This window comes from Prauserella shujinwangii (assembly GCF_003001955.1).
Classification (GTDB): Bacteria; Actinomycetota; Actinomycetes; order Mycobacteriales; family Pseudonocardiaceae; genus Qaidamihabitans; species Qaidamihabitans shujinwangii.
Genome location: NZ_PVNH01000004.1, coordinates 413,816 through 426,575, shown reverse-complemented (window position 1 = coordinate 426,575; position 12,760 = coordinate 413,816). Strand labels below are relative to the sequence as shown.

8 protein-coding genes are annotated in these 12,760 nt (G+C 72.1%); all 8 read right to left on the bottom strand.

The window, feature by feature from the left end:
* Positions 1–13 precede the first annotated feature (13 nt).
* A complete protein-coding gene (locus B0I33_RS11805; protein WP_106178656.1) occupies positions 14–1,021 on the bottom strand; it encodes a sugar phosphate isomerase/epimerase family protein in 1,008 nt (335 codons plus the stop codon).
* A complete protein-coding gene (locus B0I33_RS11800) occupies positions 1,018–2,418 on the bottom strand; it encodes an alkaline phosphatase family protein (protein WP_106178655.1) in 1,401 nt (466 codons plus the stop codon). Before B0I33_RS11800 ends, B0I33_RS11805 begins: the two co-directional genes overlap by 4 nt.
* Complete coding sequence (gene eboE, locus B0I33_RS11795; RefSeq protein ID WP_106178915.1) at positions 2,415–3,530, bottom strand: metabolite traffic protein EboE; 1,116 nt, start codon at positions 3,528–3,530, stop codon at positions 2,415–2,417. The genes B0I33_RS11800 and eboE overlap by 4 nt, the downstream gene beginning before the upstream one ends.
* A gap of 2 nt (positions 3,531–3,532) precedes the next feature.
* Positions 3,533–4,408, bottom strand: a complete 876-nt coding sequence (locus B0I33_RS11790) for a TatD family hydrolase (RefSeq protein WP_106178654.1) — start codon at positions 4,406–4,408, stop codon at positions 3,533–3,535.
* A 5-nt stretch (positions 4,409–4,413) separates the two neighbouring features.
* The gene (locus B0I33_RS11785) at positions 4,414–5,841 is read right to left on the bottom strand and encodes an EboA domain-containing protein (protein WP_106178913.1); all 1,428 of its coding nucleotides are present in this window, start codon (positions 5,839–5,841) and stop codon (positions 4,414–4,416) included.
* A gap of 109 nt (positions 5,842–5,950) precedes the next feature.
* Entirely contained in the window at positions 5,951–6,802 is an 852-nt protein-coding gene (locus tag B0I33_RS11780; protein WP_106178911.1) for an SCO3242 family prenyltransferase, read from the bottom strand.
* A gap of 95 nt (positions 6,803–6,897) precedes the next feature.
* Positions 6,898–8,046 (bottom strand): inositol-3-phosphate synthase, encoded by a 1,149-nt coding sequence (locus B0I33_RS11775; RefSeq protein ID WP_106178653.1) that lies wholly within the window; start codon positions 8,044–8,046, stop codon positions 6,898–6,900.
* Between the two features lie 89 nt (positions 8,047–8,135).
* Entirely contained in the window at positions 8,136–12,665 is a 4,530-nt protein-coding gene (locus B0I33_RS11770; protein WP_181193257.1) for a ThuA domain-containing protein, read from the bottom strand.
* Between the last annotated feature and the right edge of the window lie 95 nt (positions 12,666–12,760).

The following is a 12,760-nucleotide window of genomic DNA, read 5'->3' as shown; positions in this document are numbered from 1 at the left end:
CGAACTCACCTGCTCACTCCTTCTCCGTGCTGAACGCCGCGTCGAACGCCGCGGCCGGCTTGTCGAAGTTGAGGTTCCGGATGTAGTGCACGGCCTCGGCCGCGCCACGCAGCCGGTCCATCCCCGCGTCCTCCCACTCCACGGAGATCGGCCCCGTGTAGCCGATCGAGTTGAGCGCGCGGAAGGCGCTCTCCCAGTCGACGTCCCCGTGCCCGGTGGACACGAAGTCCCAGCCACGGCGCGGGTCGGCCCACGGGAGGTGGGAGCCGAGCCTGCCGTTGCGCCCGTCGAAGCGCTTCTTGGTGTCCTTGCAGTCGACGTGGTAGATCCGGTCGGCGAAGTCGAGGATGAACCCGACCGGGTCGAGGTCCTGCCACACGAAGTGCGACGGGTCCCAGTTCAGCCCGAACGCGGGCCGGTGGTTCACGGCCTCCAGCGCGCGCTGGGTCGTCCAGTAGTCGTAGGCGATCTCGCTGGGGTGCACCTCGTGCGCGAACCGCACGCCGACCTCGTCGAACACGTCGAGGATGGGGTTCCAGCGGGCCGCGAAGTCGGCGTAGCCGTCGTCGATCATGTCCTGGGACACCGGCGGGAACATCGCCACGTACTTCCAGATCTTCGAGCCGGTGAACCCGATGACGGTGTCCACGCCCAGCTTCGCGGCCGCCCGCGCCGTGTCGGCGAGCTCGGCGGCGGCCCGCTGCCGCACGCCCTCGGGCTCGCCGTCGCCCCAGATCCGTGCGGGCAGGATGTTGCGGTGCCGCTCGTCGATGGGGTCGTCGCACACGGCCTGGCCGACCAGGTGGTTGGAGATCGCCCACACCTTCAGGCCGTACGACTCGAGCAGCTTGTGCCTGCCCTCGACGTAGTCGTCCTCGGCGAGCGCGCGGTCGACCTCGAAGTGGTCGCCCGAGCAGGCGATCTCCAGGCCGTCGTAGCCCCACTCGGAGGCCAGCCTGCAGACCTCCTCGAACGGCAGGTCGGCCCACTGGCCGGTGAACAGGGTGATCGGTCGGCTCATCGTTTCGCCACCTCCGGGATTCCTTGCAGTGTCAGCAACAGGTCACGCACCTCCGTCGCCGCCATGCGACCGGTGCTCTCCACAGTGGACGGCACGGTGGGGTCGGAGCACAGCAGCACCGGTCCCTCGTCGGCCGAGTCCGGCAGCCTGCCGTGGGAACCGCGCACGTGCCGGGGATCGGTGGGCACCACGTTCATCGTGTAGCGCAGGCCCGCCTTCTTGCGGAGCAGGTTGAGCCCGGCCTTCGCCTTCGCGAGCCGGTCGTCGGGGTCGAAGAACAGCTCCGCCGGGTCGTAACCGGGTTTGCGGTGGATCTCCACTCCCCTGGCGAAGTCCGGCGCGCGCGTGTCGTCGAGCCAGTAGTAGTAGGTGAACCACGCCCTCGGCTCGGCCACCGCCACCAGCTCACCGGAGCGCTCGTGGTCGAGGCCGTAGGCCGCCTGCGCCTCGCGGTCGAGCACCTCGTCGACGCCGGGCAGGGCCGCCAGCAGGCCGCGCACCTTCGGGATGTCCGCCTCGTCGGCGACGTAGACGTGTGCCACCTGGTGGTCGGCGACGGCGAAGGCCCGGGACGTCCACGGGTCGAGGTACTCCATGCCGTCCTGCGTGTAGACCTCCAGCAGGCCCTCGCGGCGCAGCGCCCGGTTGACGTCGACCGGGGTGTCCGCGGGCGCGATGCCGTACTCCGACAGCGCGACGACGGTGGCACCGGCGCGTTCGGCGTCGGCCAGCAGCGGTGCCAGCTCCCGGTCGACGGCCTTCGCGGCGCGCACGGCCTGCGGCGAGTCCGGCCCGTACCGCTGCAGGTCGTAGTCCAGGTGCGGGATGTAGACCAGCTGCAGGTCGGGGCTCTCGTCCCAGAACAACCTGCGGGCGGCCGCCACGATCCAGCGGGTGGAGGTGATCGAGGCGGTCGGCCCCCAGTAGTGGAACAGCGGGAACGGGCCGAGTTCGGCGGTGAGCCGGTCGTGCAGTTCCGGCGGCCGGGCGTAGCAGTCCGGCGACTTGCGGCCGTCGGCGTGGTAGATCGGGCGGGGAGTGACCGTGAAGTCGGTCGACATCCCCATCGCGTACCACCAGCAGAGGTTGACGGAGACGTGGCCGGGACGCGCGGCCCGCGCCGTCTCCCACACCTTCTCCCCCTGCACGAGCCGGTTGTGCTGCCGCCACAGATAGACCTCGCCGAGGTCCCGGAAGTACCAGCCGTTGCCGACGATCCCGTGCCCGGACGGCATCCGCCCGGTGAGGAAGGTGGACTGCGCGCTGCACGTCACCGCGGGCAGCACCGTGCCCAGCTCCGCCCGCCAGCCCCGGCCGCCGAGCGCGGCGAGGTTCGGCATGTGCCGCAACAGCTTCGGGGTCATCCCGACGACGTCGAGCACGAGCAACCTGGTCATGTGCGCACCTCCTGGCTGAGCAGCCGCGCCCGTGCCCAGCGCAGCTCGTCGGCGATCCCGTCCGCGAGGTCCTGCCGCTGCGCGGCGGGCAGCACGTTCCACGTGTAGGTCTCCACCTCCACGTGCGGCAGCGGCCCGCCCCCCTCGGCCAGCGCCGCCACCGCGTCCCGCAGCACCCCGGTGGTCGAGGTCAGCGGCGGTTCCGGCGACGCGTGCAACGGCACGTGGAAGTGCACGCGCCACGGCCCCCGTGCGGGCAGCCGGTCGAGTGCCTCGGGCAGGTCGTCGGCGGCGAGGACGTCGCCGGTGCCGGTCAGTTCCCGCACCTGGTGCAGGTAGCGGGGCTCGGCGAACTCGGCGAGCGCCGCGCGGGCGTCCTCGGTGCCGGGGTCCTCGACGTGCAGCGCGGCGGACGCCTGCACCTTCACCACGTCCAGGCCCGCGGCGCGGATCCGCGCCACCGTCTCGGCGGGGTCGGCGAAGGACACCGCGAGGTGGCAGGTGTCCAGGCACAGCCCCACGTACTCGGGCTCGACGCGGTCGGCCAGCCAGGTCACGGCGTCGGCGACCGTGTCGAGCACGCACCCCGGCTCCGGTTCGACCGCCAGCCGGATCGGCTGCTCGTGGCGTGCCAGCGCCGTCCGCAGGACCCGGGTGACCTCCTCGAAGGCGATCCCGGCGCGCAGGTCGTGCGAGGGACCCCACGGCTCCCGCCAGCCCAGCGGTAACGTCGAGATGCTGCCGTAGGCGGCGTCGGCGGGCAGCAGATCGGCGAGCACGGTGACGCAGTCCAGCGTGTACCGCAGCCGGGCCGCGTCGGTCCATTTCGGAACGTACACGGCGTGCTTGACCACGTCGGCGTGGAACCCGCCGTACGGGAAGGCGTTGAGGGTCTGCACGACGAGCCCGCGCGCGGACAGCTCGGCGGCGAGCCTGCGCCTGCTCTCCCGGTCGGCGGCGAGCCCGGCGGCGACCTCGGCGGCCAGCCACAGCCCGACGCCGAGACGGTCCTGCCCGAGCCGTTCCCGCACCGGCACCGCGTAGGCGTCCAGCTGCCGCAGGATGCCGTCGAGGTCCTCGGCGGGGTGCACGTTCGTGCAGTAGGACAGCAACATCAGGCACCGCTGTCCGGCCGCGCGCCACGCAGCACCGAGTTGCCCTCGAACGTCTCCCCGGTGGGAGCGGCCTGCTCGAGCGGGTCGAGCAGGAGCTTGCCGCTCTGCCCGTAGAACTCCACCGGGTTGCGCCACAGCACCTTGTCCACGTCGTCCTCGGTGAAGCCGGCCGCGAGCATCGCCTCGCCCGTGTACTTCGTCTTCAGCGGGTCGGAGCGCCCCCAGTCGGCGGCGGAGTTCACCAGCACCCGGTCGGTGCCGTACTCCCGCAGGATCGTCACCATGCGGTGCTCGTCCATCTTGGTGTCCGGGTAGATCGAGAATCCCATCCAGCAGCCGGACTCGGCGACGAGCCCGACCGTGAGCTCGTTGAGGTGGTCGACCACCACGAGCTCCGGTGCGATGCCGGACTCGCGCACCACGTCGAGCGTGCGCTGGGTGCCGCTGCGCTTGTCCCGGTGCGGCGTGTGCACCAGCACGGGCAGTTCGTGCTCCACGGCCATGGCGAGCTGGCGCTGGAACGCCTTCTCCTCCGCGGCGGTCATCGAGTCGTAGCCGACCTCGCCGACCGCGACCACCCCGTCCTTGGCGAGGTAGCGGGGCAGCACGTCGAGCACGTCGGCGCAGCGCGGGTCGTTGGCCTCCTTGGGGTTCAGCGCGATCGTGCAGTGGTGGCGGATTCCGAACTGCGCCGCGCGGAACCGCTCCCAGCCGATGAGCCCGTCGAAATAGTCCACGAAGGACCCCACGCTGGTCCTCGGCTGGCCGAGCCAGAACGCGGGCTCGACCAGAGCGCGGACTCCCGCGGCGTACATGGCCTCGTAGTCGTCGGTCGTCCGCGACGTCATGTGGATGTGCGGGTCGAAGATCCTCATCGCACTCATTGCCCAGCCTCCTGGAGAATCGCGTCGGCATCAGGGGGCACGTCCCGGCCCGCCGCCTTCCGTTCCGCCACGTAGTCGGTGACCATCCGGACCAGCTCGTCGTCGGTCCGCTCCGCGAGACCGGCGACGGCGGCCACCGGCACGCCGACGAAAAGGCATTTGAGCACGCCGTGCCGCCAGGAGTGCGCGTCCAGGTGCGCGGCGGCGAACGGCCCCAGCGCCGCGGCGACGAGCCCGGTGTCGTTGGCGCGCAGGGCGTCCTCGACCAGCCGCAGCCCGGTGTCGCGGACCACCGAGTACTCGGGGTCCCCCGTGGGCAACCGGTGCAGGTTCCGCAGCACGCCCCTGCGCTCGGCGCCGTCACCGTAGCGGTACAGCTCGCCGACCTCCTTCGCGAGGTCCTCGGGCGGCAGCGCCCGCGCGAGCGCCGCGAGCAGGCGGCCGCGGGCCTCGTCGTCCCGCGTGCCGTGCACGAGCCCCTGCGGATCGGTCTCCGGGTGCAGCGGCGCGCGCCCGGCCTTCCGGCCCGCCGCGGGGAACAGCGTGCGCACACTCGCCGGGTCGGCGGCGATCCGGCGTTCGGCGTCGCCGGTCCACTCGGCCGCGCGCAGCGCCGCGAGGCTGCGGCGCGCCACCTCGGGCGCCGCGTGGCTGTGCCGGGGCAGCTCCACGGCCGCCAGGCCGGTGTAGCCGATTCCGGTGAGCGCGGCGAGGGTCGCGGTCAGGTCCAGCTCGCCCGCGCCGAACTCCAGGTGCTCGTGCACACCGGGCAGCATGTCGTCGAGCTGGACGTTGAACAGCAGCGCGCCCGCCCTGCGCACGCACTCGGCCGCGTCGACCGGTTCCACCGCCACGCAGTGCCCGACATCGAGCGTGATGCCGAGAAGTTCGGGCGAGCCGAGGTCGTGACGCAGCCGCAGCGCCTGGTCGAGGTGCTGCACGAAGTGCCCCGGCTCCGGTTCGAGCGCGAGCCGCACGCCCCGCTCCGTCGCCTCCTCCAGGACGGCGGACACCCCGTCGCGCAGCCGCTGCCACGCGGTCTCGTCGGCCAGGCCGGGCTCTTTCACCCCGGACCAGAAGGACACGCATTCGGCGCCGAGGTCGGCGGCGACGCGGACGGCGCGGCGGAGGAAGTCGACCCTGGCCACCGGTTCCGCCGACAGCAGGGTCGGCTGGTGCTTGCGCCACGGGTCGAGCAGGTACCGCGCGCCGGTCTCCACGACCACGCCGAGGCCGAGGCGGCCGAGCCGGGCGGCGACCGCGCTGGTGCGCCCGGGCAGGTCGGCGGCGAACGGGTCCAGGTGCGCGTGGTCGAGGGTCAGCGCGACGCCGTCGTAGCCCAGCCCGGCGATCACGTCGAGCGCGTCGTCGAGGCGGTGGCTGGCGAAGCCGTTGGTGCCGTAGCCGAGTCGCAGGCCGCTCATGGACGCCTCCCCTTCCTCGCGCGTGTCCGCGATCTGTGCACGCGTGTCCGCGTCGCGCGACGCGGACACGCGTGCACAGATCGCGGACACGCGCCACGGCGGGCCGATGTCATGTGGGGCTCACCTTCCGCGCGAGGCGGCGGGCCAGCGGCAGCGCCCCGGCCAGCAGCGCCGCCACGCGACCGGAGCCGTACCGGGCAGTGAGACTCGCCTGCAGCGGGACCATGCCGTGGATACCGGCCGCGGTGGCGGCCCGCACCCGGTCCGCGGACGGCGTCGTCGTGGCGCGGTACTGGGCGCGGCCGACCGTGGCCGCGTAACCCGCGCCGTACCCGAGCGCGGCGATCCGGTCGGTGCGCCCGCCCGCGCGCCCGGCGACGGCCAGCCCGGTGGCGGTCGCCGTGCCGGCCAGCGCGAGCGCCCCCGTTCCGGGCGAGCCGCCGTGCACCTCGCCCGCGGACACGGCGGTGACGCCTGCCGTGTGCACGCCGAGCGCGGCGGCGGCCGGGGCGGCCCGCCGCCACCGCCCGCCGGAACCCATGAGCACGTCGAGGGCGCGGCAGGTGGCCATGCCGAGCGGTCCGGCCGCGGTGCCCTTGAGCGTGGTGTCGTAGGCCCACACCGCGGCGGCGAGCGGCACGGCCGCGCGGAGCGCGCGCTGCCCGCCGCCGAACCCGGCGAGGCCGAGCCCGGCGGCGGTCAACACACCCCCAGTGGTCAGTGCGGTGCCCGGGGTGATCCGGCCCGAAGGGATCGGCCGCTCGGGCCGCTCGACCGCGTCGAGCCGCCGGTCGGCCCAGTCGTTGAGCGCCATCCCGGCCCAGTAGAAGCAGGCCGAGGCCAGCGGCAGCGTCCACCGCCTGCCATGCAGCGGCGTGCCCGCCGCGGCGCCACCGGCGATCGTGTCGCCGAGGACGGTGAGCGCGGCGGGCGCCCGCACCAACTGCACGAACACCCCCACCTTCCCCCCGCGACCGCGGGCGGTGAAGGCCACCCCGCGTGCGTTGGACGCAGTGAAGGTGGCCTTCACTGCTCGCCGGGCGGGCTCCACGGCGGTCATAGGGTGGCCGCCCACTCGCGCAGGGCGGCGTACTGCTCGGCGAGCCGGTGCTCGTCGGTGCCCATCGGGTCCTTGAAGAAGAACCCGAGCGCACCGAGCGCACCGGACCGGCCCGCCTCGTGCGCCTTGGCCACGAACCGGGCCAGGTCCAGCACCAGCGGCGCGGCCAGCGCCGAGTCGTAGCCGGACCAGGTGAACTGCAGGCTCATCCGCACGCCGAGGAACCCCTCGAACGAGATGTTGTCCCACGCCACCTTCTGCTCGCCGAGGTCGGGCACGTTGTCGATGTGCAGTGGCGCGGTGACGTCCTTGCCGAGCAACGTGGCGAGGCCGCGGCCCTTCGACGCGAGCTTGCTGCCCGCGTGCTCGGCGTCGGCGAGGGTGAGCCCGTCACCGCCGCCGAGCAGGTTCGTGCCGGCCCACGACCGGACGTCGAGCGCCCGGGAGGCGAACATCGGCGCGAGCGCGCTGCGCACCAGCGTCTCGCCGGTCTTGCCGTCGGAGCCCGCGTAGGGCAGGGCCTGGCGGCGGGCCAGCTCCTCCAGGGCGGGCAGCCGGATCCCCGTCGACGGCGTGAAGTCGACAAAGGGACAACCCGACCGCAGTGCCGCGTAGGCGGCGACCGAGCTGGGCGGGAGCACCGTCCGTCCCGGCACCGCCATCGCGGACTCGAGTGCCTTGAGCGTGCCGTGCTCGGGCAACCCCGGGAACACCGGCTCGGTGGACGAGACGTTGACCACCACCACCTGTTCGAGGCCGTGCCGCTCGGCGAACTCGCCGATGTCGTCGGCGAGCCGCCGCGCGGCGTCGGCCTGGGAACCCGAGTGGGTCGCGGGATGGTAGCCCGGCCGGATCTCGGCGTCTGTTTCGGACAGTCCGGAACGGACGGACTCCAGCACCCGGTGCGGGAGCACGCCCGCCTCGGTGAGCTGCTCGGCCCGCTTCTCGAGCGGCGTGTCCACGATGTCGTGCCCGCCGACGAGAATGTCGTCCCAGTCCGGCAGCCCGAGCTCCGCGAACTCCGGCTGCGCGCTGACGCAGGCCGTGGGTCCGACGACCCTCGACCGCAGTGCGAGCAGACCGGTCACGACCGTGGTGGCCACCGAGCCTCGCGCGCCGACCAACCACAACCCTGTGGTTCCCATAATCCCAACCTCAGTTCTTCGCCGGGTCCAATGGTTGGAAGCTCCCGGGTGGGCACCCGCCGCGCCGCGGGCACCCACCCGGGAGTGGATCATTCGGTGCCGGACGCCTCCGGGAGCGTCGAGTCACCCTCGATGTGCGCGATCACCGCCCGGGCGTCCCGGACCAGAGTGGCGCGCACACCCTCGTCGCCGACGCGGTCGGCCACGCGGACGAAGCGCTGCAGCGCCCGTACCGCCTGCCCGTCCCAGCCCCGGTCGTGCATCCATCCGGCCAGCGACTGGTGCACGGAGAGCCGCACGTGGTCCCGCGACGACAGTCGGCCCGCGTCCCGGAACCGGTCGACGAGCAGCCCGATGTCCCGGATCGACGTGGTCGTCGTGAACGTCAGCGACTGCTCCGCCGTGTTGCCCGCCGCGTCGGTGGCCGACACGGTGATCCGGTGCTCACCGAGGTCGAGCGTGTGCAGCGGGATCACCGACCCGGACTCGAGTGCCTCGCCGTCGAGCCGTGCCGACCGCTCGACGACGCCGGACGTGCCGTCCTCGGCCCGCCACGCGACGGACAGGTCGGTCGCGTCCCCGTAGACCCGGCCGTCGGCCACGCCCGAGACCATCAGGGTCGGCTTGGTCGCGTCGATCTTGACCGTCGCCGCCTTGTCGGCCTCCACGTTGCCCGCCTTGTCCACGGCCCGGTACAGCAGCGTGTGCTCACCGTCGCCGGAGATCACGACCGGCTCGGTGTAGGCCGTCCACTCGCCACCGTCCAGGCGGTACTCGATCCGGTCGACACCGGATCCCTCGTCGGTCGCGGTGAGCGTCACCGGGACCTCGCCACGCTGCCAGCCGCCCTCGCCACCGGGGCCGCCGAAGGCCGCCTCGGTGACCGGCGCGACGGTGTCCAGCTCCTTGACCTGGATATCGCGGAAGAAGACGTCGTCGGCGTCGCCGTGGTTCTGGATGCCGACGAAGCCCCTGGTGAGGTCGCGGTTCGGGTCGGTGCTGACGAAGTCGTTGATCAGCACCCCGTTCAGGTAGACCTGGATGGTCTGGCCCCGCACCACGATCTCGTAGGAGTTCCACTCACCCGGCGGGTTGAGCGCCTCGTCCCGCTTGGCGATGTCGGCCGACTGGAAGTCGTAGATCGAGCCGGTGGTCTTCTCCGGGGCGTCGGTGGCGTCGATCTGCACCTCGTAGCCCTGGTTGACCGCAACCCACGGGTCGTCGCCCGGGTCCGGGAACCCGACGAACACGCCGGAGTTGTCGTCCCCGGCCAGCTTCCAGTCCAGCTTCAGGCTGTAGGCACCGAACTGCTGCTCGTACCAGAACAGCCCCATGCCGCCGACCGACTTCAGCGTGCAGTCATCGGTCAGCTCGAAGGAGCCGGGCCCGGCCTGCTTCCAGCCCGCCGTGCTCGCCTCGGTGCCGTCGAAGAGCATCCGGTAGCCCTCGTCCGGCTGCGCGGGCTCGCACGCCGGGGCGGGCAGCGCCACCCCGTGCCCGGTGAACCGCAGGACGTCCACATCGAACAGGCCGCCGCCACCGCTTCCCTTGAACACCAGGTACAGCGGCTTGGTTCCGCCGGTGTCCTCGACGGGGACCGGGTCGATGTCGACGTAGTTGTCCCAGCCACCGGTGTTCTCGACCGGCACGGTCTGCAGCACCGGACCGTCGACGGCGCCCGCGCGGACCTCGATGGTGCCGCCCGCGCCGCCGGAGCTCACCCGGTACCCGATGGCGCCGATCCCGGTGAGGTTCGCCGGGTCGAACTTGATCCAGTCACCGTCGTCGATGTAGCCGACGCGCTTGCCGCCGCTGGCCCCGGAGGCCTCGACGATCTGGATGCCGTTCTGCTCGGACGCGAACTCGGCCTGCTTCGCCTTGGGCTGCAGGACGACCTCGTCCGAACCCTCCAGCGCCGGAGCGCCCTCGGCGCCGTTGTCGGTGTAGTAGGCGTTGATCACACCGAAGATGTCGGCGTCGAGCCCGTGGCCCTCGTCCGCGGGGGTCTCGATGACGCCCTCGCAGCCGGTGGCCCGCGACAGCGGGTGGCCGTGGTCGTTGTGGCCGAGGACGTACTCCACGGTCACCTTCGAGCAGTCGATCTCGCCGTCCTCCGGATCGGTCACGGTGACCTGGAACGGCACCTGGTCACCGAACCCGAAGAACCCGCCGTTGACCGGCTTCTCCAGCGTCACGCTCGGGGCCGTGTTGCCCACGGTCACCACGACGCTGGCCGAACCGACCAGGCCGGTCGGGTCGGTCACCGACAGCTTCGCGCTGTACTGCCCGCGCTCGGTGTAGGTGTGCGTCACCGGGCCGGCCTCCGTGGAGTCCGTGCTGCCGTCACCGTCGAAGTCCCAGGCGTAGGACAGCTCGCCACCGTCCTCGTCGGACGTCCCCGCCGGGTCGAAGCTCACCTCGAGCGGCGCGCTGCCGGACGTCGGCGTGGCGGACACCTGCACGCTGGGCGTGTTGTTGCCCTTCGTGTAGTCGATCCGGTACACCGCCGAGTCCGGTGCCCCGCCGAAGTAGCTGCTGCCGTAGTCGAGCACGTACAGCGAACCGTCGGGACCGAACTCGATGTTCATCGGCCGCACCAGCTCCATCGACTCGAAGAACGGCTCGATCGCACCGCGCTCGCCGTCCGGTCCGACCTCGATGGTCTTGATCCAGCCACGCTCCCACTCGTAGGCGAAGTTCTTGCCGTCGAAGTACTCGGGGAACTTCGTCGGGGAGTCCAGCTCCGGGTCGAAGTGGTACACCGGACCGCCCATCGGCGACTCGCTGCCGGTGCCGAACTCCGGCACGGACCCGCCGTCGTACGGGATCCACGCCGGCTGCACCGGCGGCAGCTCCACCAGCCCCGTGTTGTGGGGGCTCTCGTTGCGCGGCGCCGCACAGTCGAACTTCTCGCCGGAGGTCCCGGTGGCGAAGTCGTAGTCGTTGTACGCCAGGTTGTCCCCGACGCAGTACGGCCAGCCGTAGTTGCCGGGCCCCTTGATGAGGTTGAACTCGACGGTGCCGCCGGGGCCCCGGTCCGGGTTGGCGGAACCGGCGTCCGGGCCGTAGTCGCCGAGATGGATCCAGCCGGTCTCCTTGTCGACGGCGAACCGGAACGGGTTCCGGAAGCCCATCGCGTAGATCTCCGGCCGGGTCTTCTCGGTGCCCGGCGCGAACAGGTTGCCCTCGGGGATCGAGTAGCCGCCGTCGGCCTCGACCGTGATGCGCAGCAGCTTGCCGCGCAGGTCGTTGGTGTTGGCCGAGCTGCGCTGCGCGTCGAACGCGGGGTTGCGGTCCGCCCGTTCGTCGATCGGCGTGTAGCCGTCCGAGGCGAACGGGTTGGTGTCGTCCCCTGTGGACAGCAGCAGGTTGCCTTCGGCGTCGAAGTCGATCTCACCACCGGCGTGGCAGCAGATGCCCCGGTCGGCGGGGACCTGCAGGATCTTCTGCTCGCTGGCGAGGTCGAGCGTGCCGTCGTCGGCCAGCTTCATCCGCGACAGCTGGTTGTGCCCCTGGAACGGCGCGAAGTCCGCGGCGGTGCCGGTCTCCGGCGCGTCCCCGGACGGGGTGTCCAGCGGGGGCGCGTAGTAGACGTACACCCACCGGTTGGTCTCGAAGTCGGGGTCCACCGCGATGCCCTGCAGGCCGTCCTCGTCGTGGTTGTAGACGGGGATCGTCCCGGCGAGCTTGGTGTTGGCGTCCGGTGTGGTCAGGAAGACCCGGCCGTCGCGGGAGCTGTGCAGCACCCGGCGGTCCGGCAGCACGGCCAGCGCCATCGGCTCACCGGTGACCTGCTGGCCGCGGGCGAGCGTGACCTGGTCGAAGTCGGAGTCCTCCGGGGTGCCGGTGCCCGGGTCCGGCGTCGAGCAGTCGCCGTCGGCCAGCCCGGTGACGTACCGGAGGCCGCCGAGCAGGTGCTGCCGGAACTCCGGTTCGCCGAACGAGGCCTCGGTGTGCCCGCCGCCCGTGTACCAGGCGCGGCCGCCGCTGTTCGTGTGGCACCAGGCGATCGGGTGGTCGCCCATCGCGCCACCGCCCGCGTCGTAGCTGGACTCGTCCAGCGAAGCCAGGACGTGCACCTCCTGCCGGGGGTTGGCACGGAAGTTGTACCACTCGTCGGTCCGGGTCCACTGGTACGGCAGGTGCGACGTCGAGGGGTGCTGGCGGTCCTCGACGTTGACCGTCGCCTCCTGGATCTGCGGGTGGGAGTCGAAGTACGCCCCCACCAGGTCGCCGTACCAGGGCCAGTCGTACTCGGTGTCGGACGCGGCGTGCACGCCCGCGTAACCGCCGCCGCCCTCGACGTACCGCTCGAACGCGGACTGCTGGGCGTCGTTCAGCACGTCGCCGGTGGTGGAAAGCCACACCACCGCGTCGAAGCGCGCCAGGTTCTCGTCGGTGAACGCCGTCGCGTCCTCGGTCGCCTCCACGGTGAAGCCGTTGTCGGCCCCCAGTTGCTGGATGGTGCTGATGCCCGTGGGGATCGAGGCGTGCCGGTAGCCCGCCGTCTTCGAGAACACCAGGACGCTGGGTTGCTCGGTTTCCTGCGCCGAGGCGACCGACACGCCGCCCAGGCCCGTGCAGAGGGCCAGGGCGGCGGCGCCGGCGCGCCACAGCATTCGGGGAGATCTTGCCTTCCGGGTACTACTGCTTCGTCGCACGTGTACCTTCCCTTGATCAACCGGTGGGGACTCGGTGAATGCCGGGTTCTCGG

Coding starts and splice junctions, on each gene's coding strand:
- B0I33_RS11805 (WP_106178656.1), bottom strand. CDS start 1,021: ATGAGCCGACCGATCACCCTGTTCACCGGCCAGTGGGCCGACCTGCCG.
- B0I33_RS11800 (WP_106178655.1), bottom strand. CDS start 2,418: ATGACCAGGTTGCTCGTGCTCGACGTCGTCGGGATGACCCCGAAGCTG.
- B0I33_RS11790 (WP_106178654.1), bottom strand. CDS start 4,408: ATGAGGATCTTCGACCCGCACATCCACATGACGTCGCGGACGACCGAC.
- B0I33_RS11785 (WP_106178913.1), bottom strand. CDS start 5,841: ATGAGCGGCCTGCGACTCGGCTACGGCACCAACGGCTTCGCCAGCCAC.
- B0I33_RS11775 (WP_106178653.1), bottom strand. CDS start 8,046: ATGGGAACCACAGGGTTGTGGTTGGTCGGCGCGCGAGGCTCGGTGGCC.
- B0I33_RS11770 (WP_181193257.1), bottom strand. CDS start 12,665: ATGCTGTGGCGCGCCGGCGCCGCCGCCCTGGCCCTCTGCACGGGCCTG.